At 54.8% G+C, this 25688-nt stretch carries 28 protein-coding genes and 2 pseudogenes; 14 read left to right on the top strand and 16 right to left on the bottom strand.

Translation table 11 applies throughout. The features are described from left to right. Positions 1–45: 45 nt before the first annotated feature. A pseudogene (locus V3W40_RS29970) lies at positions 46–309 on the bottom strand (EI24 domain-containing protein); the annotation flags it as partial. A gap of 154 nt (positions 310–463) precedes the next feature. After that, positions 464–1459 carry a DNA-methyltransferase gene (locus tag V3W40_RS29965; RefSeq protein ID WP_330216227.1) on the bottom strand — a complete coding sequence of 332 codons (996 nt, stop codon included), beginning with the start codon at positions 1457–1459 and terminating at the stop codon, positions 464–466. A 56-nt stretch (positions 1460–1515) separates the two neighbouring features. On the opposite strand from V3W40_RS29965, the gene V3W40_RS29960 reads away from it, so the two are divergent. Together V3W40_RS29960 and V3W40_RS29955 are read left to right on the top strand one after the other, a co-directional pair. After that, the gene (locus V3W40_RS29960) at positions 1516–1764 is read left to right on the top strand and encodes a helix-turn-helix domain-containing protein (protein ID WP_330216226.1); all 249 of its coding nucleotides are present in this window, start codon (positions 1516–1518) and stop codon (positions 1762–1764) included. After that, complete coding sequence (locus tag V3W40_RS29955; protein WP_330216225.1) at positions 1745–2308, top strand: hypothetical protein; 564 nt, start codon at positions 1745–1747, stop codon at positions 2306–2308. Before V3W40_RS29960 ends, V3W40_RS29955 begins: the two co-directional genes overlap by 20 nt. A 167-nt stretch (positions 2309–2475) precedes the next feature. On the opposite strand, the gene V3W40_RS29950 is transcribed toward V3W40_RS29955, so the two are convergent. Next, a complete protein-coding gene (locus V3W40_RS29950) occupies positions 2476–3051 on the bottom strand; it encodes a recombinase family protein (protein ID WP_330216224.1) in 576 nt (191 codons plus the stop codon). A gap of 243 nt (positions 3052–3294) precedes the next feature. Between V3W40_RS29950 and V3W40_RS29945 the strand changes: the two genes are divergently transcribed. Continuing rightward, positions 3295–4857 carry a TIGR04141 family sporadically distributed protein gene (locus tag V3W40_RS29945; protein WP_330216223.1) on the top strand — a complete coding sequence of 521 codons (1563 nt, stop codon included), beginning with the start codon at positions 3295–3297 and terminating at the stop codon, positions 4855–4857. 22 nt (positions 4858–4879) lie between these two features. On the opposite strand, the gene V3W40_RS29940 is transcribed toward V3W40_RS29945, so the two are convergent. Further along, on the bottom strand, positions 4880–5134 hold the full coding sequence (locus V3W40_RS29940; RefSeq protein WP_330216222.1) for a helix-turn-helix domain-containing protein: 255 nt from the start codon (positions 5132–5134) through the stop codon (positions 4880–4882). Between the two features lie 115 nt (positions 5135–5249). Here V3W40_RS29940 and V3W40_RS29935 point away from each other — a divergent pair, with 115 nt between their 5' ends. Further along, complete coding sequence (locus tag V3W40_RS29935; RefSeq protein ID WP_330216221.1) at positions 5250–5474, top strand: hypothetical protein; 225 nt, start codon at positions 5250–5252, stop codon at positions 5472–5474. A gap of 919 nt (positions 5475–6393) precedes the next feature. Further along, positions 6394–6684: pseudogene (locus V3W40_RS29930) on the top strand (energy transducer TonB family protein); the annotation flags it as partial. Between the two features lie 525 nt (positions 6685–7209). Here the strand turns inward: V3W40_RS29930 and V3W40_RS29925 are convergent. From V3W40_RS29925 to cysZ, 3 genes are all read right to left on the bottom strand, one after another. Then, positions 7210–8712: a hypothetical protein gene (locus V3W40_RS29925; protein ID WP_330216220.1), complete on the bottom strand. Its 1503-nt coding sequence runs from the start codon at positions 8710–8712 to the stop codon at positions 7210–7212. 260 nt (positions 8713–8972) lie between these two features. Next, complete coding sequence (locus V3W40_RS29920) at positions 8973–10364, bottom strand: site-specific integrase (RefSeq protein ID WP_158683648.1); 1392 nt, start codon at positions 10362–10364, stop codon at positions 8973–8975. A gap of 87 nt (positions 10365–10451) precedes the next feature. Further along, positions 10452–11204, bottom strand: a complete 753-nt coding sequence (gene cysZ / locus V3W40_RS29915) for a sulfate transporter CysZ (protein ID WP_330216219.1) — start codon at positions 11202–11204, stop codon at positions 10452–10454. Positions 11205–11498: 294 nt separating this feature from the next. Here cysZ and trxB point away from each other — a divergent pair, with 294 nt between their 5' ends. Then, positions 11499–12461 carry a thioredoxin-disulfide reductase gene (trxB, locus tag V3W40_RS29910; protein WP_025858049.1) on the top strand — a complete coding sequence of 321 codons (963 nt, stop codon included), beginning with the start codon at positions 11499–11501 and terminating at the stop codon, positions 12459–12461. 96 nt (positions 12462–12557) lie between these two features. Here trxB and V3W40_RS29905 read toward each other — a convergent pair whose 3' ends face one another. From V3W40_RS29905 to V3W40_RS29880, 6 genes are read right to left on the bottom strand one after another with little or no spacing between them, the layout of a single operon-like run. Then, positions 12558–12899, bottom strand: coding sequence for a HopJ type III effector protein (locus V3W40_RS29905; protein ID WP_065925976.1), 342 nt, complete (start codon positions 12897–12899; stop codon positions 12558–12560). Beyond that, positions 12892–13188 (bottom strand): DUF1244 domain-containing protein, encoded by a 297-nt coding sequence (locus V3W40_RS29900; protein ID WP_330216218.1) that lies wholly within the window; start codon positions 13186–13188, stop codon positions 12892–12894. The genes V3W40_RS29905 and V3W40_RS29900 overlap by 8 nt, the downstream gene beginning before the upstream one ends. A 23-nt stretch (positions 13189–13211) precedes the next feature. Next, positions 13212–13583, bottom strand: coding sequence for a dihydroneopterin triphosphate 2'-epimerase (folX, locus tag V3W40_RS29895; protein WP_003194073.1), 372 nt, complete (start codon positions 13581–13583; stop codon positions 13212–13214). A 2-nt stretch (positions 13584–13585) separates the two neighbouring features. Beyond that, on the bottom strand, positions 13586–14146 hold the full coding sequence (gene folE / locus V3W40_RS29890; protein ID WP_025858052.1) for a GTP cyclohydrolase I FolE: 561 nt from the start codon (positions 14144–14146) through the stop codon (positions 13586–13588). 20 nt (positions 14147–14166) lie between these two features. After that, positions 14167–14877, bottom strand: a complete 711-nt coding sequence (gene folM / locus V3W40_RS29885) for a dihydromonapterin reductase (RefSeq protein ID WP_065925977.1) — start codon at positions 14875–14877, stop codon at positions 14167–14169. A 57-nt stretch (positions 14878–14934) separates the two neighbouring features. After that, positions 14935–15495 (bottom strand): antibiotic biosynthesis monooxygenase, encoded by a 561-nt coding sequence (locus V3W40_RS29880; RefSeq protein ID WP_137212839.1) that lies wholly within the window; start codon positions 15493–15495, stop codon positions 14935–14937. Positions 15496–15709: 214 nt separating this feature from the next. Here V3W40_RS29880 and V3W40_RS29875 point away from each other — a divergent pair, with 214 nt between their 5' ends. Continuing rightward, positions 15710–16669, top strand: a complete 960-nt coding sequence (locus V3W40_RS29875; RefSeq protein WP_330216217.1) for a MerR family transcriptional regulator — start codon at positions 15710–15712, stop codon at positions 16667–16669. 2 nt (positions 16670–16671) lie between these two features. On the opposite strand, the gene V3W40_RS29870 is transcribed toward V3W40_RS29875, so the two are convergent. Together V3W40_RS29870 and V3W40_RS29865 are read right to left on the bottom strand one after the other, a co-directional pair. Further along, positions 16672–17277, bottom strand: coding sequence for a hypothetical protein (locus tag V3W40_RS29870; protein WP_065925980.1), 606 nt, complete (start codon positions 17275–17277; stop codon positions 16672–16674). A 59-nt stretch (positions 17278–17336) separates the two neighbouring features. Next, the gene (locus V3W40_RS29865; protein ID WP_065925981.1) at positions 17337–17804 is read right to left on the bottom strand and encodes a PAS domain-containing protein; all 468 of its coding nucleotides are present in this window, start codon (positions 17802–17804) and stop codon (positions 17337–17339) included. A 129-nt stretch (positions 17805–17933) separates the two neighbouring features. Here V3W40_RS29865 and V3W40_RS29860 point away from each other — a divergent pair, with 129 nt between their 5' ends. Further along, positions 17934–18389, top strand: coding sequence for a flavodoxin (locus V3W40_RS29860; RefSeq protein WP_065925982.1), 456 nt, complete (start codon positions 17934–17936; stop codon positions 18387–18389). On the opposite strand, the gene V3W40_RS29855 is transcribed toward V3W40_RS29860, so the two are convergent. Next, on the bottom strand, positions 18370–19266 hold the full coding sequence (locus V3W40_RS29855) for a LysR family transcriptional regulator (RefSeq protein ID WP_065925983.1): 897 nt from the start codon (positions 19264–19266) through the stop codon (positions 18370–18372). The genes V3W40_RS29860 and V3W40_RS29855 overlap by 20 nt on opposite strands. A gap of 98 nt (positions 19267–19364) precedes the next feature. Here V3W40_RS29855 and V3W40_RS29850 point away from each other — a divergent pair, with 98 nt between their 5' ends. The 6 genes from V3W40_RS29850 to V3W40_RS29825 all read left to right on the top strand — a co-directional run bounded on the left by V3W40_RS29850 (position 19365) and on the right by V3W40_RS29825 (position 25678). Next, positions 19365–19751, top strand: a complete 387-nt coding sequence (locus V3W40_RS29850; protein WP_065926023.1) for a CidA/LrgA family protein — start codon at positions 19365–19367, stop codon at positions 19749–19751. Further along, entirely contained in the window at positions 19741–20427 is a 687-nt protein-coding gene (locus V3W40_RS29845) for an LrgB family protein (RefSeq protein ID WP_065947207.1), read from the top strand. The genes V3W40_RS29850 and V3W40_RS29845 overlap by 11 nt, the downstream gene beginning before the upstream one ends. 153 nt (positions 20428–20580) lie before the next feature. Further along, positions 20581–21363, top strand: a complete 783-nt coding sequence (locus tag V3W40_RS29840; RefSeq protein ID WP_330216216.1) for a class II aldolase/adducin family protein — start codon at positions 20581–20583, stop codon at positions 21361–21363. Then, a complete protein-coding gene (locus V3W40_RS29835) occupies positions 21363–22265 on the top strand; it encodes an alpha/beta fold hydrolase (protein ID WP_330216215.1) in 903 nt (300 codons plus the stop codon). The genes V3W40_RS29840 and V3W40_RS29835 overlap by 1 nt, the downstream gene beginning before the upstream one ends. Before the next feature lie 237 nt (positions 22266–22502). Continuing rightward, positions 22503–23414, top strand: a complete 912-nt coding sequence (locus V3W40_RS29830) for an SDR family oxidoreductase (RefSeq protein ID WP_330216214.1) — start codon at positions 22503–22505, stop codon at positions 23412–23414. A 482-nt stretch (positions 23415–23896) separates the two neighbouring features. Then, the gene (locus V3W40_RS29825) at positions 23897–25678 is read left to right on the top strand and encodes a DUF1302 domain-containing protein (RefSeq protein ID WP_315872546.1); all 1782 of its coding nucleotides are present in this window, start codon (positions 23897–23899) and stop codon (positions 25676–25678) included. The last annotated feature ends 10 nt before the right edge of the window (positions 25679–25688 follow it).

Here is a 25688-nt window from a genome sequence, read left to right as displayed (position 1 = left end):
TGTCGCCGTGGGCCATGTCGCCATTGTGTCATGCAGATGATGGATTTATGACTTGACCACTTTCGGCGTCGCCATGGCCTCGGCGCCCTGTTCGCGCACCCAGAACAACGTCGCCCCGGCCACTGCCGCCGGCATCATCAACAGGTTGACCACCGGCACCAGCAGCACCAGGTAGACGATGCCGCCGAAGCTCATGCTCTGCCAGCGCTTCTGGCGCAGCCAGGCGAGCATTTCGTTCCAGCCCAGCTTGTGGTTATCGGCCGGGTAGTCGATGTATTGGAAAGTGAGCATACATTGTCCGAAAGCCACGTCTTTCACCGCCCTTTCCCAAGAGCGTGAGTAGGAAATGTATCAGCGATGTGGGTACAGCGAAAGCGTTAAATTCACTATGTGTTACTAGTTTTTCATATCAGCGCTCATTTTTGAACGCTGATTAACTTGGTTGCAGTCAAGCATCTAACATTTAACTTTCAAATGTGAGTTGTGGCTGTTTCTGATACGACTCTAGGTTCACGTAACTGTGGTTGAGGATTTTCTCATGAATGTTTTTCAAATCTTCAATGTCGCAGCTTTTGTCCAAGAATCGAAATGCTGAAGCAGCAACATATTCAGGCAACATCTCAAAGCTGTACCAATTTCTGCCTTCTGCCTCTGCAACTTGTCCGGTGGTATTGGAACCGCCAAAAATATCAACTACCAAGTCGCCTGGCTCTGTAAGCATCTTAATAAAAAACTCAGGTAGCTTAGTTGGGAATCTAGCCGGATGACCTTTCAGTCCAAGTGACTTGCAAGCAGCCAAATAAGCACCGTTAGATTCAGAGTTTGGAATCTGTAAAAGATTCGGTGGGATAGCTCCACCGTTATCTTTGCCGAAGCTCGCGCCTATCTCATGTCCTGATGGTCGAGTTTTAGGTGTGTAAAATTTTGCAGGGTCTTCAATTAGCTTTTTCATTCGGTCACTGTAAGGTGCAAGAACTTTTGTAATATCGGCTTTCGGCCATTCAGTCTTGCTAAACCACCAGACGGTATTTACCGAATCCTTAACTCTGACCTTTCTTTTGTTTACCCACTCAATTGGGCTGGGAAGTTTTGAAGGGTTGAACCAATAAAAGTCTTCCGCGAGAAAGTATCCTAGTTCATCCACCATTTTGATAAGTACGCGGAAATTATATAGAGTTCTTACGGGAACTCCTTTCATATAAGCACCGCCAAAGTCGACAACAAAGCTGCCATCGCTTTTTAACTTTTGATGTACCAACCGTGCAAACCCTAAGAACCAGTCAATGTACGCATGTTGATCAAGGTTTCCGTATTCCTTTTGTCTCTGTAGGGCAAACGGCGGGCTCGTCATTACAAGGCTGACACTGTTGTCAGGAAGCTTTGTTAGCAGTTCCATCGAGTCGCCAATGAACATGGATCCGTTTGCCGTGGAATACGCCGGTGTCGCGTCGTGCATCATAAAAAGCTACTCATAGTCTGTAGATCCATTGTCATCAACCTCTGATTATCCCCCGCATGACTAAAAACATAAAGCCCTCAGCGACGAGGCGTTTGTTCGCATCGAACCTGAGAAAAATGAGAGAGGCCGTACACCTGTCGCAGGAAGCTTTGGCTGATGCTTCAGGGCTACACAGGACGTACGTAGGGTCTGTGGAGCGTGGTGAACGCAATATTTCAATTGACAATATTGAAAAGCTTGCGATTGCTTTGGGGGTGTCTCCGTCCACGCTGTTGGAGGAAGACAGTGAAATTAGTTCCACATAATGATTTAAGTGAGCTTGAAAGCTTGTGGCCTTCTATTCAACGCTATCAAAGTTTGGCGAACAAACATGGTATCGATGATGTGTTTCAGGATAATGGTGGTAAATTACTGCAAGTTTTGTTGAGTCTCGGTCTGAAAGTATTACCTGGTCGAGAAGGGAATGACGCGGTAGATGCTGATGGTCAAGAGTACGAGCTAAAATCGGCGAATTCTGAGCTGGTTGTGAGCTTTTCAACTCATCACCACATGAACCCAGTTATCATCGGAAAGTACAGGAAAGTCCCATGGATTTTTGCTGTGTACAAACATATCGCAATTCAAGCGATTTATATTCTGATGCCTGATCAATTGGAATTTTATTTTTCCAAGTGGGAACAGAAATGGCACGCAGACGGTGGCAAGGACATAAATAACCCTAAAATTCCGATTTCTTATGTAATCGCGAATGGTCAGTTGTTGTACGGGGCCGCTCCCGTCCCGCCGTTTGGTAGGCGTAACCGGGCTACACCTGCTGACGCGGGTGGATTTGAGGCGGATGATCTTTAAATGATATGGTGTGGTGTACATTTCAGCACCACACCTTTGTCAAGTGTTGTCCTAGCCGATTACCGATGATTTGCAGCGGGGCGATGACAAACTAAATGTAAACTCATCGTTGGGCCCTATAAGCCCTTTACCCCAAATAAGGGCGGTACATTTTCTAGCCCCCGCTATCAGGTGGTGGGGGCGTTCCAGTGACGCTTGACAGTCGCAATCCCAATACCTAGTTCGCTGGCAACCTGTGTCTGGATTAACCCCTGCTTTTTTAATCGTTGCACTTTGTTTGTAGTCTCTACCGCCATGGGGCGACCAAGCTGCTTTCCTTCAGCTTTGGCACGTATCAATCCTTGCTGAGTGCGTTCTATCAGCAGGTCACGTTCAAACTCAGCTACGGCGCTCAAAACCTGCATTGTCATCTTGCCTGCCGGACTGGTCAGGTCTACGCCGCCTAATGCTAAGCAATGTACGCGAATTCCAATTCCAGCTAGATGCTCAACGGTTTGGCGCACATCCATTGCGTTTCGGCCCAATCGGTCCAGTTTGGTCACGATCAGTACGTCACCTGTTTCCATTCGATCCAATAGCTTTTGAAACCCTTGGCGTTCACTGGCAGCGATGCTGCCCGATATGATTTCTTCTATTACCCGGCTTGCTTGTACGTCGAATCCGGCTGCTTTCACTTCCTGCACTTGGTTTGCAGTGAATTGAGTGGATGTTGAAACACGGCAGTATAGGAATGTGCGGGACATGGTGTGTGCTCACGTATCATTAAACGTGGGATCACTATAAATTGGTATCAACAAACATGCAAGGCTATTTTTTTGATGCGTTTATGACGTCTAATGTCACGCATCACCAAACGGTCGTTTGATGATCCCGTTACGTATCAGAGACTGGGTTCCTTGATTCGGGACTGAATCCAACCATACGTATGAAATTGGCTACACTCCACTGCACCATCTGCTGGACTGCATTCAATCAGGGACTGACCAATGAAGCTTACGATTAATGTGTTTCTTCTGAAGTCCGGCCGGACTATCTACGATGCGTTATCCGACGAGCACGCCATTCAACCACAGCAGTTTCAAATTGATAATATAAACTGTCTGTTTTACTACCAAACCAACCCGTCAAAACCAAAATGGGTTGACTTGTTCAGCGGAATTGAAGAAATAAACACGACCCAAATGCGAGGAAGATCATTACAGGGCGTGCTAGTTTTTGCCGTGAACGACCGAGTCTTCTGCTTTACCTTTGGTCACGCCCGGCACTTAATCGACAAGGCTTCAATTGAAAGATATTTTGGATTAAGAACAGCATTGAGCATGACCGATCCGCAGCTTATTAAGTCGATTGACAAATCAAATATTGACAAAATCCCTCTACGATCTCGTTCGCAGTCTTCAAAAAATCTTTCAATTTCAGAATTTGAATTCAAGTTTGATTCGGAAATACTCAAATCCCTTACCGGTATTGTTGAGTCAGTTGAAGGTGACGAACACGAAGTTGTAAGTGGATCGGACTCGCTTTCTTTGCACACAGACGTACAACTCTCACAACTCCCGGCAATTGCACAGCGTTTGATAACAGCATACGAAGATGAAAGGGGAAAAGAAAAATACCCTTGGATGGACCATATCGTACCGGTACGGGATAGTGCGCTTTCGTCAGAGCTGGATGAATTGTTAATTAACTTAGTGAACCAAGGTAATTATTACGAAGTATGGATAGCCGCACCGAGGGTAATAGACTATGAAAGCTTTTCAGGCTTTTCATACACATCACAGCGTGGGCGAAACGGAAACGGGCCAGTCCTAGGATTTGAGTTAGATTTGCAAAGCTGTCTAATCGAAAAAGCACTAGTCGGAAACCTTTCCGTGGAAATTTCGAAATCCACAAAAATCTATCTGTATGGCACTGACTACAACAAGATTGATACATGGACTTTATACGAGTGCCTTAGTGGAGAAGTAGAACTGGACGGTGAAAATTATCTTTTAAGTGAGGGTGACTGGTACTGCATTAACATTGATTACGCAAGCCAAGTGAATCGTTATTTTGACGATTTTCCACGATCAAATATTACCTTCCCAAGATACAATGGTGCACACGAGGGAGACTACCTACGTAGAATTTCAGATGGTATAGCATTTCACCTACTAGATCAGCACAATGTACGCGTCAATGGTGCTTCTAGCGTCATCGAATTCTGTGATCTTCTTACATCAGATAATCATATCGTACACGTCAAGAAGTATTCTTCATCCAGTGTATTAAGCCACCTTTTTTCCCAAGCGTATGTTTCAGCGGAATCGCTTATACACGCCCCAGAAATAATCGAACAAGTTAACATTCATCTTGCCGCTCAAGGTCCACATACGTTTGAATTCAATCCAAGTGCCTTACCTAGGCATAATCATATTATATTTGCCATTATGCAGGGTAGCCGAGGAGCCTTACACATGCCATTTTTTTCAAAAGTCAACTTTCGACAATATTCGCAGCGGTTAGTAGCAATGGGGTATCATGTGGAATTAGCAAAAATCCACATTTGATTTTATTGAAACTCCAGCAAGGCTAAAATCCAGTCTTATTTAGTTCTTCTTCAAATTCTTGAATTACATCAACTAGCCCGCAGCCCAATACTTTACACAAGTCACGAATCTGAATTATATCCAACCGTCTAACACCCCTCTCGACATCACTCATGAACGATTGGGGGCGACCCAATGCGTGAGAACAGGCAGCTTGGGTTATCCCTGAATCGATTCTGCGAGCCTTCAAAATGGCCAAGAATACGTCGTGTTCGGGCCGATATATTGCTTTGGGCATGGTAGCTATCCGTAAATGACAGCCCCATAAGCTATATCCGCTTTTCAGATATCTGATTTTCAGATATTTTACATCCATCACCGCAATCACAATTCAAAACGAAAAGGAAACCTGTATGAAATTGTTCTTGGGGCTTTTTGGCGCTGCGTTAAGCATGCCGGTAGCAAGTATTGCCGGAATCTGTTCATTGGAATTCGGATACGTCTCCAGCTTCCGGCAAGCATTGGGCGTTGGCGTCCTGGTGGGCTCTGTGATGCTGCTGATGGCTTTGATCTTGTTCCTGGCAGGGATTCCCTCGACTTTGCGACTTCTGCGTATCCAGACCAACTCAAGCAAGTGACACTCAAGGACGAATCGTATGACGCTTTTTCGACGAGCCTGGTTGTTGATGGCATCAGGAACCGCATCCAGCGCTATATCAGCCACCCAAACTGGCAAGGGCACATCTGATGATTTGCTATGGGCATTCCTCTTAGCAGCCCCACCGGTAGCTTACGCAGTGAACAAGTGGTGGCGATGGGGTCTTGGCTTCAGATTTGGTAATGCAAGCGGTGCGGGCTTTCTGTCCGCATTGAAGTGGTCGTCAATCGCCGCCGTCTGGGTCGGAATCGTAATGGGGTTAGTATGGTTGATGTACAAGAACTGATGTTTGTGAAGCAAGTTATTAACCAAAACAAACCGCCTGTTCAATAACACACATCGCTAGATATTTATGCCCGTTAGCGGGGGCTTCACATGGAACGCTTCTTGCTAATAGTGTTATCTGGCTTGTCAATAATTAGAATAATGGAAGTATTATGCGAAAAATTATTTCGGCCTTGATATTTTTGCCTGCGATTGCACTTGGGCAGAGTTACAGTGAAACAAATTTGAAAGCACTGGAAGACGCCAACAACGTGATGTACTGGGGTGGGCTGTCAAGGGCATTTGCAAGCAACCAAAACCAAGAATTAAACTGGTTCAAAAACAAAGCATTCGAACTGGATAAAGAGTTCGCAATAACTGCGTGCGGTGATGGCCTTTGTTACATATTGGGAGGGCGTGACAATTTGAGGGTTGCGGTCAAACAGCAAGAAGGCGATTTCAATGGGCGAAAACTACAAGGGCAGTTTGTTCGTGTGGTAGGTACAGATATGTACGGAACGCTAGTTATTGAACGGTTAACTACTAATAAGAAAATCGTAAAACAGCCAGTCAGACAGCCGAATACCGCACCTATACCAACACCTATATCCATCAAACTACAATATCCTGATCTGGCTGCTCACTTTGACGAACTTATTAAGTCCAGAGCTTCCGAGGGCTGGTCACGGCCGCCATCTGTAAGGCAGGAAATGGTCGTTGAACTGCAAATCAGCATCAGTCCAGATGGTACTGTCACATCAGTTGACGTAGCGAAATCCAGTGGTGACTTGGCATTTGATAAATCAGCAGTAGCAGCAGTCAAGAACATTGGGCGACTGACTGAAATGCAGGAAATGAAACCTATTGATACACTCAAGTACCGATCATTTCAAATGACATTTACGCCAGAAGATTTGGCTTTGTGAAAGGAGACCCAAAACTGATCTGTTTTGAATGTATTTACGAGCTTGCAAAGTTTAGCTTGTGATTGCTAAGGATTGGATCGGTTTTTACGGAAGTTCACTGAATTGATACTTGGATGTTGTATTAGATGATCGATATTCTGGAACTGCATGCGAGGTGACGAGCGTGCAATGCGGAGCATGCGCCATGAACGATTATACGGCGTTTTGGAGGCCGAAAACGATTTCGGGGTAACCCGTGGCGGTTTGACCTAGATCAACTCCTAAATTGATCTAGAGGCTTGTACAGGGTTGGTTGATGCAGAACGTTGCTAGAACGTTGCTGGAGTATGGTTGAAAGTATTGATTGTATAATCAAACATACGACGCGAAGCGGAGTATCCCTTGCCCTGCAAGGGATCAGGCAGTATACATTTAGAATCTAAAGTCGGTTAACGAATTCGTTCGCTACGCGCCCGAATTATTCGCTGCGCGAATGGATGTTTTTGATTTTTAGTATGATCCCTTTAAAGATTATAAGAGAATTAACTAATTCTGAGTGGCCGAACTAATTTTCATGCTGGTCTGTTTTCGCTCTTTATTGTAGTTGTATATTGTGTTTACTGAAATTTCAGTGCGTTTTGCAACGATGGCAGGCTTCAAACCAGTTGCCAGCAAACGCATTGCTTCGGATTTACCCGGTTCAGGCTTTGGCCCTGGGGCTTCAAGCTTTCTGTATGTACGTGCATATTTCATATCAATGACTGCACCTTCCAGATACGTGTTGATCAAATATTCGGCCACTTCGTAGGTTTGAACGTAAAGAATCACGTCTGCGGTGGACGTTTGGTCTCGTAACGAGCAGCGGTATACGTTTTGAAGCGTTGCATCGAACAGGTACGTTTGCGTCCATGCATTACGCAGTGATTCATAGGACTGGTTATATTTTTCAGCCAATTGCATCAAGCACTTTGTGGCAATGGTGACGTGGTTTCCGTGAAACATGCATAATGCATCGTGTACGTGCGACCAAAGATTTAACCCACGGCTATCCATATTGCATTTAATTAAATTGTTCTTGTAGTCAAGTTTTGCCCAGTCTTGTACGAATACCAGGCATTGACGACCAGGATCAACTATTTCGGAAACTAAGTCGGCAATAACTTGAATGTTGCGGGTTCCTGTTTCGACTACTTGGTTTGCATTCTCTGGTTTGTAAGGGGAGTTCAAAACCGACTTGCTACACTGATCTGATGTCAGCATAGGGTAAATTGTGATTTTCTTTCTGTGTTTCGATGGTTTGTGTGGTGTCAGGCTCGATTTTTGGTAGTTAAAGCCATGTGCGTTTGCGAACCACTCAAAAAGCGATCCAGTCCATGTAGCAGTAAGTAGATGTACTTCACGGCAGTGCTTGAATCTGTCGAAAAAACCAGCTTCATCAGCAAAGTATACTAGGGAATACTTTGAATCATCTTCGTTCGAAATGAAAATCTCTTGGCGAGCAAGTGCTGCTTCGTATATTTGGAGGGCATCCTTCGATAGCAATGATGTCGGTCCGGCACCGTTTGAGTTTGTATTAAATGCACGCAGCTCATCTTCTACTTTTTTTGTGCAACCTGATTTGATTGTCACGCGGCCGCACAAGCCAACGTCAAGGTATTGTAATGCTGATAACTGGGAACTCTTTACCTTGTTAGCTTGTGGCCTTACTGGAGTCGGTAACTCGTCAACAATCGCGATCCAGTTCTTTAGGTGATTGGTTCTACACTGGTGGAATGCTGCCTGTTGACATACGATCAGATTGTTAGCTTCGGTAGGGTCAAGGCTTTTGTTTAATGTTGCAATTGCAGCAACTCCATCTCCGCTATCAATTTTCAATGGTGTAAGCCCGAGGGCGCATAGTTTTTTGAAAACTTCATCCGCGAGAGATATCGTTGGTACCACAAATAACACTTGTTTGCCGGTAGCCAGCCACTGAGGAACGACTCGGCACGCGTTGTGAGTTTTACCCGTCCCGGGTCGAGATAAAGCGATGTGAATAGTTTTGTTCATTTTGAATTCAGATGAAAGCGTGATTGCTTGTCACCATCTTTGCACGAGTTTGGGCCTTGATAAACATTGGCTAGGATGAATTTTGATTGGTTGATAACTAGCACTTATCTGTAAGGCTTTGTGTTTAGGTAAGGTTGAGGGTGAATTGCATCAAATGTTTGGATGTATTGCTCGGTGGGGACCTTGTTTTGTGAGTTGTAGTTGCATCAAAGTCATGGTGTGCAAGGCTTTGGGAAAGTCCAAAGCCTTATTCTATAAAATTATTCTATGTGATTAGTTGGCACGTCCTTCGTCAAACGAAATTGATCTGAATTACCCTTTTCGCTTGTGATCTCTTCAGCGGTGGGTAACAGACCTGCTGCTTTCGCAATGCTCGGTAGTTTCCGGATTTCTTCGGACATTCGTGACAATGGATTAATGCCATAGCTATCACCAATGTGTCCAGACGCGTGGCCGGTAATCCAGTCAGAAACTTCTTTCGCGATCCCGTATTCTCGGGCAAGCGTCTTGAATGTATGCCGGAAACCGTGAAGGGGATGGCGACCTTTTCGATACACACCCCAACGGATAACCATTGGACGCCACGCTTTGGAAACGATGCCCGCAAAGCCATCGGATACCTTTACCAATTGGGGAAATAAGCGGGATTCCCGGTCCTTACCGGCTACCAGCTCCAGTATACCTAGGGTAAGCAGGTCATCATGCAGAGGAATATCGCGTCGGCTTCCTTCGGTCTTGACGGACTTGTCTGGTTTGTCATCATCGATCCGCATAAACCATTGCCCTTTGGTGTCTTGTCGTAAGTCACATACATACAATTGGCTAATTTCTTCGCGCCTCGCACCGGTGTAGGCTGCGATTATTGGTAACCAAAACAGCGCATTACCAGGTCGGCCCGTTGTATGTCGTAGAGCTTTGAACTCGGGTTGACTGAAAATTTTGATTAACTCATTCCATTCATAACCCTTGTCATCGTCGAGCATCCTCTTCGGTTTCGATGACCCTAGTCGCTTGTTGATGCGCGATGTGCTTACGGGATTATGCGCCATCAGTCCTGTATCAACTGCATAAGAAAAGACAGATGAAAGTCGGGCAATAATGAGCCGAATCGATGATGTGGCCAGCGGCGTGTTGCTGTGTTTTACAAATGATTTAGTTAGCTTCTCCGCAAAGTCTTGGATGTGCTTTGGCCCGATTTCAGCAATGTTGTGGTCTGCCACCAGGGCGATGAACCTATCAACCGCCCTTTTATAGTCAACAGTGTGGCGTCGGATCACGTGAGCAGGTTTGCTCGCTAGTCCTATTGATTCCGTATACCGAAGAAATGTTTCTGAGAGCCTGATGGCGTTGGGTTTGGTTGAACTGGCGGTTTCGTATTCAGGTTTTGTATGGGCGCAGTTCGTCATGGAGAAGGCGTTACAGAGCGGAATTCCGACTGGGACAGAATTGTCGTTGCGTACCTGATGGAAAAAGCGCTCTGACTCAGCGTATGCAAGCGCAAAGGCTGCCTTCGCTTCGTGGTGATTCCGTGTATTCAGCGAGCGGCGAATTTCAGTTCTGCCAATCACCGGTCGTATGTCATCTGGCACCCTGCGCCTTAGGTAATAGATACCAGAGTCGGGGTGCCGGAATGGTTGTGCTATCAGTGCCATATGTACCAGCCTTGTGTATCAGTGGGCTGGGAAAGGGCTGTTCAGACAAGCGGTCGAAAGCGGTTGTTCGATGGATTTATGACTGGATCACCTTGGGCGCGCCATCGCCTCGGCACCTTGTTCGCGTACCCAGAACAACGTCGCCCCAGCCACTGCGGCCGGCATCATCAACAGGTTGACCACCGGCACCAGCAGCACCAGGTAGACGATGCCGCCGAAGCTCATGCTCTGCCAGCGCTTCTGGCGCAGCCAGGCGAGCATTTCGTTCCAGCCCAGCTTGTGGTTATCGGCCGGGTAGTCGATGTATTGGATCGCCATCATCCACACGCCGAACAGCAACCACAGTGGCGCGGCGATCAGGTTGACCACCGGAATGAACGACAGGATAAACAGGCCGATGGCCCGTGGCAGGAAGTAGCCCAGCTTGCGCATTTCCCGGGCCAGGGTACGCGGAACCATTTCAATCAGTTCGCCCCAGCTGAAGGCCGGGAAGTCATCGGTACCCCGTACCACCACTTCGACTTTCTCGGAAAGAAAGCCGTTGAACGGTGCCGCGATGATATTGGCGAGCATGGTGAAGGTGAAAAACACCATCAGCACCACCAGCACCACAAACAGCGGCCATAGCAGGTAATTCAGAAAGCTCAGCCAGCCGGGCAGGGTCGGCATCAAGTGGTCGACCCACAGGCTGAACTGATGGCCGGCAAAGTAGATCAAGCCGACGAACAGCACCAGGTTGATCGCCAGCGGCAGCAACACAAACAGGCGCAGGCCGGGGCTCAGCACCAGTTTGAGGCCTTCACGCAGGTATTGCGGGCCGGAAAGAACAGGGGCGGGCATGGAGAACTCCGAGCAGGATGACGAACGCGCCGACCTTACCGGCTTTGCCTTCAAGGCGAAAGCGTGGTCGGTGTGACGACATCAACGGTAACAAAGGCGTCGATTAATCGGCCTGACTGCATAGAGACCGCCTATGAGCTGGATTGTTATTCCGTATTTCCTTAATCTTGCCCCCCTCGATACGCTGCACCCATTATTTTTCAGGGCCTGCGAGTTAAAGCCTTCCCCAAGTGCTTCGTGGTCCCTTTTTTATTCCAGCCGTCTTGTAGTCCGGGCGGTCGATAGGAGTGAGTCATGTCTGATACCCGTCATTCGCGAGTGATTATTCTCGGTTCCGGCCCTGCCGGTTACAGCGCTGCCGTCTACGCTGCCCGGGCCAACCTCAAGCCGCTGCTGATAACCGGCATGCAGGCGGGCGGTCAGTTGACCACCACCACTGAAGTCGACAACTGGCCGGGCGATGTCCACGGCCTGACCGGTCCGGTGCTGATGGAACGTATGAAAGAACACGCCGAGCGCTTTGAAACCGAGATCGTGTTTGATCACATCAACAAGGTCGACTTCTCGAAAAAACCTTACAGCCTGACCGGCGACAGCGGCGTCTACACCTGCGACGCACTGATCATCGCCACTGGCGCCAGCGCTCGTTACCTGGGCTTGCCATCGGAAGAAGCGTTCATGGGCAAGGGCGTTTCCGCTTGCGCCACCTGTGACGGGTTCTTCTACCGCAACAAGCCGGTCGCCGTGGTCGGTGGCGGCAACACGGCCGTGGAAGAGGCGCTGTACCTGGCCAACATCGCCAGCACCGTGACCCTGGTTCACCGTCGCGAGACGTTCCGCGCCGAGAAGATCCTGATCGACAAGCTGCACGCCCGTGTCGCCGAAGGCAAGATCATCCTCAAGCTCAACGCCACCCTGGATGAAGTCCTGGGCGACAACATGGGTGTGACCGGTGCTCGCCTGAAAAACAACGACGGCAGCTTCGACGAGCTGAAAGTCGACGGCGTGTTCATCGCCATCGGCCACACCCCGAACACATCGTTGTTCGAAGGCGTGCTGGAAGCCAAAGACGGTTACCTGGTGGTGCAAGGCGGTCGTGAAGGCAACGCCACCGCGACCAACATCGAAGGCATCTTCGCTGCCGGCGACGTGGCCGACCACGTCTACCGCCAGGCCATCACCTCGGCCGGCGCCGGTTGCATGGCGGCCCTGGACGCCGAGCGTTACCTCGACGGTTTGAAGGACGCTGCGTTCTAAATTGTTGAAATAAAAAAACCGGCTGCGAGGCCGGTTTTTTTATGGGTGCAATTTAAATCTGGGAGGGACAAGCCCTCTCTCACATTTGCATCTGACTCAGGATTTGCGGGTCAGTGGCTGGGCGGCGAATTTCACACCTGCCAACCCATGGGCAATCAACGCGCGGATATTGCCATGGTCACTGCCCTCAGGCGTGGCCACCACCGAGCGGTAATGCTCGCCAAACGCCAGCAGCGCTTCCTGGTCGCTCAAGCCTTCCAGCAGCGCCAGGCCCAAGGTCTTGCACGAACCTTCGTTCTGCCCGGCAGCGTTTTCCACATCGCCGTTGGTGAAGGCCTGCGGCTGGTAATCGTAACCGGCAGCGACAAACGCCAGGGTGTCGGCAAAAACGTGTGCGCCGCTGTCGAGGCTGGCGCGCAGGGTGTTCAAATCAGTCATGGGTCTTTCCTTTGGCGAACGCCGCCTGTTGTTCGGCGCTGGCTTCTTGCTGGTATTGGGCTTTCCACTCGGCGTACGGCATGCCGTACACCACTTCACGGGCGTCATCGAGGCTCAGCCCGATCTGGCGCTCGTCGGCCTCGGCCTTGTACCACTTGGACAGGCAGTTACGGCAGAAACCGGCGAGGTTCATCAGGTCGATATTCTGCACATCCTTGCGGCTGTCCAGGTGCGCCACCAGGCGGCGGAAGGCGGCGGCTTCGAGTTCGAGGCGTTGTTGATCGTTCATAGGGCTCACTGACAATTCAGGGGTTAGCGGCTGGCCGCCAGGGTAATCGACACCGACTCGGCAAAGCGCAGCGCATGGGGCTTGTCCACTTCGACTTCGGCGTACAGCACCGATTCGTTGCTCATCACCAGGTCCAGCAGTTCCTGGGTCAGGCGCTCCAGCAAGGCAAAGCGGTTGCCTTCCACGTGGGCGATGATGGCCTTGGTGATGGTGCGGTAGTTCAGCGCGTGGTCGATGTCGTTGTCGCGCACGGCTTCCTGGGCGGCATACAGGATGGTCAGGTTGATCAGCACATCCTGCTTGTTGAGGATTTCGTCCTCATTGATACCGATGAAGGTGCGCAGGCACAGGTCCTTGACCCGGATGCGCGCCATGCCTGGTTGAAGTTGTGGCATTGCTACTTGCTCCGTCCAATCAGTTGCAGGAACTCCATGCGCGTGGTGTTCGACTCGCGGAACGCGCCGAGCATCACCGAGGTGTTCATGGTTGAATTCTGTTTTTCCACGCCGCGCATCATCATGCACATGTGCTTGGCTTCGATCACCACGGCCACACCGGCGGCCTGGGTCACGTCCTGGATGGCGTCGGCGATTTGCCGGGTGAGGTTTTCCTGGATCTGCAGGCGCCGGGCGAACATGTCGACGATACGCGCCAGCTTCGACAGGCCCAGCACCTTGCCGGTCGGAATATAGGCCACGTGGGCCTTGCCGATAAAGGGCAGCAGGTGATGCTCGCACAGCGAATACAGCTCGATGTCCTTGAGGATCACCATCTCGTCGTTGTCGGAGGCGAACAGTGCGCCATTGACGATTTCCTCGAGGTTCTGTTCATAGCCATGACACAGGTACTGCATGGCCTTGGCGGCACGCTTGGGGGTGTCGAGCAAGCCTTCGCGTTCCGGGTCTTCGCCCAGGCCCTTGAGGATCTCGCGGTAATGGTGGGGCAGAGATAAGGTCATACAACATCCTCACAAACGGCTTACTTGATATGCCGCCCGCCGTTGACGGTCAGGGTGGTACCGGTGACATAGGGGTTGTCCAGCAGGTAACGCACACTCTGGTAGATCACCTCGGGACCAGGCTCGATGCCCAGGGCCGACTTGGCCAGCACCTTGGTGCGATAGGCCGCGTCGTCGCCTTCGTTGAACATCACCATCGCCGGGGCGATGCCGTTGACCTTGATCAGCGGCGCAAACTGCGTGGCGAACGACAGCGTGAGGCTCTCGAGCCCGGCCTTGGTGGCGCAGTAGGCGATGTGCTGGCGGCTGCCCTTGCGCACCACGTCATCGCTGATATGCACGATGTCGGCAGGTGTCGAGCGTTGCAGCAAGGGTGAACAATGCAGGTTGATCAGGTACGGCGCAAGCATGTGCACGCTGAACATGTCGGTAAAGGCACGGCTTTCGTCGCCCGGCGCCTCTGCGACCCAGGCCGAAGCGTTGTGGATGATCGCACGCAGGCTTTGGGTTTGGCTGTTCAGTTCAGCGATAAACGCGAGAATTCCGGCTTCGGTGGAGAAGTCGGCAAACACGCCGACTGCGCCACGCTCACGCAGGGCCTGCACGCCGGGGCGTTCGCTGCGGTAGCTGAAAATCACCGGCTGGCCTTCGTCCAGCAGGCGCTCGGCGCAATGCAGGCCGACACGCTGGCCGGCGCCGGTGATCAGGATCGGGGCGTTCGTTGCAGTCATGGGAGGCTCGCGTCGCTGGCAGGCGCAAATCATACCAGCGACGGGCCGCCCCTGTACTTACGCCGCCGCTTCGGAGGCCTTGCGAGGTGCTGGCGCTGGGTGCAGCCAGTTCGCCAGCAGGTGTGTCGACAGCGGAATGAACCAGTACACCATCAAGGGCGTGAGTGCCATTGTGCTGACCAGCACACGTGGCCCCAGCTCGAGTTCACTGAGCAGCGGCCCCAGGACGAAGTTGAACAGCAGCGACACCGGGAAAAACGCCAGCCAGATCGCCACCGCCTGCTTCCAGCGTGGCGGACGCGCACCCGCTGCGCCAAACCAGCCATCGATGCCCCGTACACGGTGCTCGGACGGGTCGGCGAACAAATCGCTGCCACGGCTCAACCACGCACTGCGTGAGGCGGAAAACTCCCAGGCGTGCAGGGTCTTCTCATCGGCGAAGCGGAAAATGATCTGGAATTCATCGTCATTGGGCGGTGGGGCCAGCACGCCGGAGCCCAGGTAACCGGGGAAGTCGGTGGCCAATTGCTCGCCTTCGCGCAGCCAGGCCATCAGTTCTTTATAGCGCCCTTTGGCCACGCGGCGCGCAACCATCAAGGTGACGGGAGAGGTAGACATTGTGTATCTCCAAATGTACGGGTGCACTGGACCGTGTAGGTGGCGCACAGACGAAGCTGCGGGGTGTTGCAGCGACGTGTAAAAAGCAGGCAAGGATTATTCCTGTTTTACCCGAATACACCAGCGACATTGGTCCGAAAAGCGGGAAACTTGAAAAAGACAGGTGTAAAGGGGTTAAATGAGCGCCCAGTTGACGTTGGTTTTTTGGTTAAAAATGCCCGTGATTACTGCTTCGCTTGATAGTGTTTCGCATCTGGATTCCACTGGTTCCGATGAGCTGTTTCCGATCCGTGAAGTCTCGAGATTGACAGGCGTCAATCCGGTCACCCTGCGTGCCTGGGAGCGCCGTTATGGGCTGATACAGCCCACGCGCACCGAAAGTGGGCATCGCCTCTATTCCAAGGTCGATATACAGGCAGTCCATCGTATTCTCGATTGGATCGAGCGCGGCGTCGCCGTGAGCAAAGTGGGCAAGATCCTCGCTCGCGACGATCAGCAGGCCGAAGCCGTTCGTGCGCAGCGCGATGCGGTCGAGGAAAGTGAATGGCCGCAGTGGCAGACGCGGTTGATGCAGGCCGTCAGCGACTTCGACGACCGTCAACTGGAGCGTGTGTATGGGCAGGTCCTGGCGACCTACCCACTCGACGTGGTGTTCCAGGACATTCTGATGCCCCTGTGGAATGAGCTGTTGCGTCATCAGGGGCGTTTTGGCCAGGCCAGCGAGTGGTTGTTCTTCGACAACTTCCTGCGAGTACGTGCCTTGGAGCGCCTGCAACTGGCGTGTGCTTCACCCGTGCCGCGGGTATTGCTGGCGGCCATGGCGGGTGAGTGCCGCAAGTTGGAGTTGCTGGTGGCGGCGCTCTTGATGAGCCGGGATGACCTGGCCGTGAAAGTGCTGGGCATGGGACAGCCGTTTGACGAGTTGACGCTGGTCTGCGAGAAGACTCACCCACAGGCGCTGATCCTCTTCTCCAATTACTCGCATAACCATGATCTTGCGGGGCGCTTGAACCGCTTGGCGTTGACCCTGGATTGCCCGCTGCTGCTTGCAGGTGCGGCGTCGGATCTTGCCGAGGACGGCCTGGCCGGCACGTCCATCGGCTGCCTGAGCAATGAAGGTCGCTTGATGCGGCGGCGCTTGCAACAGTTTCTCAGCGGCGCGCTGGATACCTGATTTCAGGCATGCATGTGCGGGTGGACCAGGCGGTGCTGGTGCAGGATGAACTGACGCAGACGCTCGGTTTCATCCACGTCGCTTTGGCTCAAGCGGTAGGCAAACAAACCCCGCGCCGTTTCCCGCTCGAATGCGCCGCGCAGCGCGATGCGTTCGTAGCCCGACGGGCTGAACCACAGGGAAAAGGTTTTTGGCGGCTTGATCCGGCCGCGAATCTCCACCAGCACACCCTTGAATGACACTTCATGCACCCGCAGGGCGCCAGCAGCGCCACGGATGTTCTCCAGCGCCACCGGCGTTTCAAGCGCCAGGCGCCACGGGCGTATCATTGGCCCGTCTTCGAAAATACTCGGCACGCCCAAACGCAGATGCACCGCATTGAACTCATCCTCTACCAGATGCAGGGGGAAGGTCAGTTGCTGGTTGTCGAACTGCGCCTGGATGGTGAGGTGGTCGTGGGCGGCCAGGCGGGTGAGCAAGTCGCGAATCTGTGCACCGCCGTTGACGGTCAGGCTCGACGAAGCATCCCGCAGGTTGAGTTGCGGGTTGTGCTGCATGCTCTGAATGAAATCCAGCTCATCCTGGGTCAGAAGCGCATTGCGTTGCATCGTGCTTGCTCAATGGAGGGGTGTTAAAGTGCCATTATCCGCTGTTATGGCCGCAGTTTCTAAATTTTGTTTAATCCGCTTGTCGCTTTGAGCGCTGCCAGCTCGGCCTTGACCTCGGCCAGTTCACTTTCCAGCTGCGCGACACGCTGCTGGGCCTTGACCTGGAGCGTGACGTCCTTTTGTACACCGACGAAATACGTCTGCTTGTCCGCGGCGTTGTAAACCGTTGAAAGGGACAGTTCGTTCCAGAAGTGGCTGCCGTCCTTGCGGTAATTACGCAGGGTTTCCCGGCAGGCACCGCCGTTCTCCAACGCGTCACGGATGGCCATCAGGGCCGGCTGGTCGCGGTCGCCGGATTGCAGGAAGCGGCAATCCTGGTAGAGGATTTCGTCGAGGGTGTAGCCGGTCAGCCGTTCGAATGCAGGGTTCACGTAGATCAGCGGCTTGTCCTTGCCTTCTCTTTCAGCGACGACGATGCCGTCGTTGGAAGCGTTGATCACCATTTGCATCAGCTTGGCGTTAATCATTGAGCGGTCCATGGCTTGTGATTGGAGTGGGCAGTTTAAGACATGCCTTGAATCTTGCACGGCGGGCGCCGAAATATTTGCGCCAGCTGCTAATATCCCAGGCTTTCGCTCAACTACAGGATCAGATTGATGAAAGTCGCCATCCTTTCCGGCTCGGTGTACGGCACGGCTGAAGAAGTCGCGCGCCACGCCGCCGACCTCCTCAACAAGGCCGGCTTTGAGGCCTGGCACAATCCCCGTGCGACCTTGGCGGATGTAATAGCCTTCAGTCCGCAAGCCTTTCTGGCGGTGACCTCCACCACCGGCATGGGCGAATTGCCCGACAACCTGCAACCCCTGTATTCAACCATTCGCGACCAACTGCCCGCCGCTTGGCGCGGCCTGCCCGGCGCAGTGATCGGCCTGGGCGATGCCAGCTACGGCGACACCTTCTGTGGCGGTGGCGAGCAAATGCGCGAGCTGTTCGGCGAGTTGGGTGTGCGTGAAGTGCTGCCGATGCTGCGCCTGGACGCCAGCGAAAGCGTCACCCCGGAAGCCGACGCCGAGCCATGGCTGGCCGAGCTGGTCACTGCACTGCGCGCTTGACCGGAAACTCGCGTAACAACGCCAGCCAGGCCTGGGCGGCTTTCGACAGGTAGGCGCCCTCACGCCAGATAAAGGCAATGTCCCAGCGCAGGTAGTCGGGCGCCTTCAACGTCAGGCGCACCACCCCAGGTCGCACCAGCCCACGGGCGACCACGCTGGGCAGCAGCACCACGCCTTGGCCGGCGGCCACCAAGGCTGCGAGGAAGTCCGCCTGGCCGCTGCGGCCGATTTCCTTCGGGGTAAAACCCAACTGCTGACACGCCTGCATCAGGCGGTCGTTAAGCACAAAGCTGCGCTGGTACATCAGGAACGGCGTGTCCGCCAATTCCTCAAGGCGCACCTGGGCGTTGTCCGCCAGGGGATGGTCAATCGGCAGCAGTGCGTCCAGGGGTTCATCGCAAAAGGCTTGCCAGGCAAACGCCGGGTCATTGGGTTTCAAGCTGCCGCCCACTTCCAGCTCACCGCTCAGGATGGCCTGTTCGATATTGCGGCTGCCACCCTCCAGCAACTGGATGATGACGTTCGGGTAGCGCCGGCGGTACTCGGCAAACAACCCGGCGAACAGCGTGTCACCCGCCAGCAGCGGCAGGCCCAGGCGCAACTCGCCGCGGGTGAGCTGCTGCATATCGTCCAGCTCGCTCAGCAGTTCGGCTTGCAGGCGCAACATGGCTTCGGCGCGTTGCAGCACGACCTGGCCGGCGGCGGTCAGGCGGATCTGCGAGCCGATACGATCGAGCAGCGGCGTGCCCAGGCTTTGCTCCAATTGCGCGACTTGCTTGCTGACGGCGGACTGGCTGATATGCAGGGTTTTCCCTGCCTGGGTAAAGCCCCCTCGGTGGATCACTTCGACAAAGCTGCGCAGCTGTTTGAATTCCATCGGCCTGATTCCAGTTTGGAATGGTTGGCAGTCTAACAATTCGCTGTGGGGATGGAAGGCCGCGCTCTAAAATGGGGGCCTGCGAGGACCCAAAGCCCATGAAACGTTTTTCCTTCAAACACCTTGGCCGTTTGCTGACTGAATTGGTTGTGCTGCTCGCGATTTATCTGCTGGGCACCCAGTTGGCGACCTGGCTGGCCTGGCCCATTCCCGGTGGCGTGGTGGGCTTGGGCCTGTTGCTGGCAACGTTCGCCAGCGGCCTGGTCAAGCCGGCGGCACTGCAATTGGGCGCCGGGGTGTTGATGGCCGAGATGCTGCTGTTCTTCATCCCGGCCCTGATGAGCCTGCTCGATTACGGCGGCCTGCTGCGCAACGATGGCTGGCGCATCCTGTTGGTGATCGGCTTGAGCACGCTGGCGGTGATGCTGGTCACGGCATTTACGGTGGAAGCCGTGTGCCGCTGGAGGTTGCGCCATGAAGCTTGAACTGATGCCGGTGTTCTGGCTCGCCTTGACCCTGGGCGCCTACGTATTCAGCCGCTGGCTCTACCGGCGTACCGGGCGCTACCTGCTGTCGCCGCTGATCCTGGTGCCGGCATTGTTGTTGGCGGTGGCCGTGCCGATGCACACCGCCTATGCCGAATACGCCACCGACACCCACTGGCTGATGCTGGTGCTGGGCCCGGTGACCGTGGCGTTTGCCGTGCCGATCTGGCAGCAGCGCCGCTTGCTGGCGCGGCACTGGCCGGCGTTGCTGCTGGGTATGGTGGCGGGCAGTGTGGCGTCGATCGCGACTTCGTTCGGCCTGGCGAAGGCACTGGCGCTGGACGGTGCGGTGACGCTGTCGCTGGTGCCGCGCTCGATCACCACACCGTTCGCCATGCCGGTGTCTTCCGACCTGGGCGGCGTGCCGGAGCTGACGGCGGTGTTCGTGATGTTCACCGGTGTGTTCGGCGCCATGCTCGGTGGTGTATTGCTCAAATGGCTGCCGCTGCGGACACCCCTGGCACGTGGCGCGTTGTTTGGCGTGGGCGCCCACGGTGCGGGTGTCAGCCGCGCCCATGAAGTGGGCGGCGAAGAGGGCTCGGTCGCCGGCCTGGTGATGGTGTTGACGGGGTTGCTCAACCTGTTTGCCGTGCCTTTTCTGGCGGCGCTTCTCTGACGCGCTTTAAACAAATTTCAACTATTCTCTGAACTGACCCGCTCGGTCATCAAGCTGGCTGCCAAGGCAACTCCGGCGGCCATGAGGTCTGACTAGACTGGCCCATCACACAAAAAAACAACAATAAGACAGTGCGCCAAGGAGGTCATCGCCGTGAGCCTAGCCCCCGTTCTATCGCCGCAGAATGTCAAAGACCAGGTCAGCGCTGCCGAATGGCAGACCCGCGTCGACCTGGCAGCCTGCTATCGCCTGGTGGCGCTGCATGGCTGGGATGACCTGATCTTCACCCATATCTCGGCCAAGGTGCCGGGCACCGATGATTTCCTGATCAACCCGTATGGGCTGATGTTCCACGAGATCACCGCGTCCAGCCTGGTCAAGGTCGATCAGGCCGGCAACAAACTGATGGACAGCCCCTACGAAATCAATCCGGCGGGCTACACCATCCACAGTGCCATCCATGAAGTGCGCCACGATGTGACGTGCGTGTTGCACACCCATACCGCCGCGGGTGTGGCCGTCGCTGCACAGAAGCAGGGCGTGTTGCCCATCAGCCAGCAATCGCTATTCGTGCTGTCGAGCCTGGCCTATCACGCCTACGAAGGCGTGGCCTTGAACCACGAAGAAAAAGCCCGCTTGCAGGCCGACCTCGGTGATAACAGTTTCCTGATGCTGCACAACCATGGCCTGCTGACCTGCGGCAGTACCATCGCCGACACCTTTCTGATGATGTTCACCTTCCAGCGCGCCTGCGATATTCAGGTGCTGGCGCAGAGCGGCGGCGCCGAATTGATCGCCATCGGGCCGCAGATTCTGGCCGGCGCCAAGGCGATGGCGGCGGCGGTCACAAAGAGCGCCCAAGGCATGGGCGGCGCGCTGGCCTGGCCGGCCTTGCTGCGCAAATTGGACCTGCAAGCCCCTGGGTATAACAGCTGATGCCACTCGCCGAGATCCCGCTCAGAGCCTGGCGCAAGCGTGGCCAGGATTTCGTCTTTCGCGGCCGTACCCTTCGCTATTGGGTGGCCGGGCAGGGCGAACCGCTGCTGCTGATCCATGGCTTCCCCACGGCCAGTTGGGACTGGCATTACCTATGGCAACCCCTGGCCCAGCGGCACTTGGTGATCGCCTGCGACATGCTCGGCTTCGGTGACTCGGCCAAGCCGCTGGACCACGATTACTGCCTGCTGGAACAGGCGGACTTGCAACAGGCCCTGCTCGAACACTTGCGAGTGGAACAGCCGGTGCATGTGTTGGCCCACGACTACGGTGATAGCGTCGCCCAGGAACTCCTGGCCCGGCACTACGAAGGCCGGTTTGAGATGGCCAGCTGTGTGTTCCTCAATGGCGGGTTGTTCCCCGAAACCCATCGCCTGGCGCTGGTGCAAAAACTCTTGCTCAGCCCCCTCGGCTGGATGATCGGCCGCACCTTCGGGCGAAGTGCCCTGTCTGACAGCTTCGGCCAGATATTCGGCCCCGACACCCGTCCCAGTGAAAGTGCCCTGGATGACTTCTGGAGCCTGATCAACTGCAACGACGGCACGCGCATCCTGCACAAATTGATCGCCTACGTCCCCCAGCGCCGTCGCCTGCGTGACCGCTGGGTCGCCGCCATGCAGCGCGGCGAAGTGCCGTTGCGGGTGATCGACGGCGAAGTTGACCCGATCTCCGGTGCGCATATGGTCGAGCGTTACCAGCAACTGGTGCCCGACGCCGACACGGTGTTGCTGGCCAATATCGGCCACTACCCGCAGATCGAGGCGCCGGTGCAGGTGCTCAGGCACTACCAGGCCTTTCGTGATCGGCTCGGGCAGCCGGCCTCGCAAGTGGCCTATTCCTGATCCCGAATCCTTTTCTGTAGGAGCGAGCTTGCTCGCGAAAATCGTCAACGATAACGCGGGAGTCCTGACACCACGCGGCGCTCTGGGATTTTTCGCGAGCAAGCTCGCTCCTACAGAGAGACGAGTCATCATCCCCCAGCCTTATCGAGCACCATTCAGCCTCCGCCGTATTTATTGTGACCGCAGGCGCGTTGCCGGACACTCGAACCATTCCCATTGTCGCCAGCGGAGTTCGGTATGAGTGAGTCAGTGCAGTTCCAGGATAAGGTCGTGATCGTTACCGGTGCCGGCGGCGGATTGGGCCGGGCCCATGCGCTGCTGTTCGCCAGGCACGGGGCCAAGGTCCTGGTCAACGACCTCGGCGGCTCTACCCAGGGCGAGGGCGCCAATGCGTCCGCCGCCGACCGAGTGGTGGCCGTGATTCGTGCTGCGGGCGGTGTCGCCGAGGCCAACCATGACTCTGTCACCGACGGTGACAAGATCGTCCAGAACGCCCTCGACGTTTTCGGTCGCATCGACGTAGTGGTCAACAACGCCGGCATCCTGCGTGACAAAACCTTCCACAAAATGGACGACGCCGACTGGGACCTGGTTTACCGCGTGCATGTCGAAGGTGCCTACAAAGTCACCCGCGCCGCCTGGCCTTACCTGCGTGAGCAAGGCTACGGCCGGGTGATCTTCACTGCGTCTACCTCGGGCATCTACGGCAATTTCGGCCAGTCCAACTACGGCATGGCCAAGCTCGGGCTGTACGGACTGACCCGCACCCTGGCCCTGGAAGGGCGCAAGAACAACATCCTGGTCAATGCGATTGCCCCTACCGGCGGTACGCGCATGACCGAAGGCCTGATCCCGCCGCAAGTGTTCGAGCGCCTCAAGCCGGAACTGGTCAGCCCGCTGGTGGTGTACCTGGGCAGCGAAGCGTGCCAGGAAACGTCCGGGCTGTTCGAGGTCGGTGGCGGCTGGATCGGCAAGACCCGCTGGGAGCGCAGCCTGGGCGTGGGCTTCGACCCTGAAGCCGGGTTCTCCCCCGATGATGTGGCGGCGCATTGGGCGCAGATCTGCGACTTTGAAGGCGCAGCCCACCCCAACGACAACATCGAAGCGTTGAAGGAGATGATGGCGAACTTGCAGAAGTACAGCCTGTGATCGTTGCTTGAAAAAGCTTGAATCCCACGGGGCGCTGATGGCGCCCCGTTTTATTTCAGGCAAAAAAAAGCCGCTGCAAACGCAGCGGCTGAAGTCAGACGTTGGATCAAGGAGCGACAAATCAACGTCAGTGAACACGGGTAACAGATTGAAAAAAGGCATCAATCCATTCGAGTCTGGCTGTTCTTCCCGATGGGGAAACGGGCTGTTTGCCCTGAAAGCGAGGCAAGAATAGTCGGTTGTTACAAAATGAGTAATCCCGATTCATGACAAGGACTGTTACTGAAAGCGCAACAGTTTGAGGGCGAGCCATCCATTCCCCTGATAACCCGCCATCCACCCAATCCATGGGCCCGCCCACACCCCGGCCAGAGCGGCTTGTCATCCTTTCGAGCGATAGAGCGAATCCCTCCTTGGTGCGCTTATCGCTCCTGATGCGCGGCAGTAGGGTGAGGCCTTCTGTCACTCACCGGGGAAGACGCATGACAAAAACAACAATGCGCGCCATCTTCACGCCACAGGCGCTGGCCGCTGCGGTTGCGTTGGGTTGCTGTGCCCAGGCACAGGCTGTTTCCTTCAACATTGGCGAGATCGAAGGGCAATTCGACTCCTCGCTGTCGGTCGGCTCGAGCTGGGGCATGCGCGATGCCGATAAAAAGCTCGTGGGCACCGTCAATGGCGGCACGGGCCAGGCTTCCACGGGGGATGACGGGCGTCTCAACTTCAAGAAGGGCGAGACCTTCTCCAAGATCTTCAAAGGCCTGCATGACCTGGAGCTGAAATACGGCGATACCGGTGTGTTCGTGCGCGGCAAATACTGGTACGACTTCGAACTCAAGGACGAAGACCGCGAGTTCAAGCAGATCAGCGACCACAACCGCAAGGAAGGCGCCAAGTCCAGCGGCGCGCAGATCCTCGATGCGTTCGTCTACCACAACTACTCCCTGGGCGACCTGCCGGGCACCGTGCGTGCCGGCAAGCAGGTGGTCAGTTGGGGCGAAAGTACCTTCATCGGCAACTCCATCAACAGCATCAACCCGATTGACGTGTCGGCGTTCCGTCGGCCCGGTGCCGAGATCAAGGAAGGGCTGATCCCGGTCAACATGCTGTTCGCGTCCCAGAGCCTGACCAACCAACTGACCGTGGAAGGCTTCTACCAGCTGGAGTGGGACCAGACGGTGCTGGATAACTGCGGCACCTTCTTTGGCAATGACGTGGCGGCGGATGGCTGCACCGGCAACTACACGGTGGGTAGTCCGGCGATTGCTCCGCTCCAACCGATCGCAGCGGCTCGCGGCCAAGGCTTTGTGGTGACCCGCGAAGGTGTGGTGGTGCAGCGTGCCGGTGATCGCGATGCACGGGACTCCGGCCAATTCGGTGCAGCCTTGCGCTGGCTGGGCGATGACACGGAGTACGGCCTGTATTTCATGAACTACCACAGCCGTACGCCGACTGTGGGCACGATTACCGCCAACACCAATCTGGCGACCATCGGTGGTATCGCGGCGGCTGCTCCGGCGGGCTTCGGTTCGGCCCTGGCCCAGAGCACCATGCTCGGCCGTGGACAGTACTACCTCGAGTACCCGGAAGACATTCGCCTGTTCGGCGCGAGCTTCTCCACAACCTTGCCTACCGGCACAGCGTGGACCGGGGAAATCAGCTACCGGCCCAATGCCCCGGTGCAGTTGAATTCCACCGACCTGACCCTGTCCCTTATCAACCCGATCGCCGGCCAACTGGCCTCGCCTATCCGCAGCAATTTCGGCAGTGACAACAAGGGCTACCGCCGCAAGGAAATCACCCAGATCCAAAGCACCATGACCCAGTTCTTCGACCAGGTACTGGGCGCTGAACGCCTGACCCTGGTGGGCGAAGCCGCCGTTGTGCATGTGGCCGGCCTGGAAGACAAATCCAAGCTGCGTTACGGCCGCGACTCGGTGTATGGCGCCTACGGTTTCCAGGGGGACACCGACGGTTTCGTCACCTCCACTTCCTGGGGCTACCGCGCACGGGCGATCCTCGACTACAACAATGCGATTGCCGGGGTGAACCTCAAGCCCAACTTGTCCTGGTCCCATGACGTGGCCGGCTACGGGCCCAACGGGATCTTCAATAAAGGCGCCAAGGCCCTCAGCGTCGGCGTGGATGCGGACTATCGCAGCACCTACACCGCCAGCCTCAGCTACACCGACTTCTTTGGCGGCGACTACAACACCCTGACCGACCGCGACTTCCTCGCCCTCAGCTTCGGCGTGAACTTCTGATTTGGCTTAA

Origin of the sequence: Pseudomonas sp. AM8, from assembly GCF_036346475.1 — a bacterium.
In the GTDB taxonomy this organism is placed as follows: Bacteria; Pseudomonadota; Gammaproteobacteria; order Pseudomonadales; family Pseudomonadaceae; genus Aquipseudomonas; species Aquipseudomonas marginalis.
The sequence above is the reverse complement of the archived record's forward strand: the minus strand, read 5'-3'. Positions and strand labels throughout refer to the sequence as shown.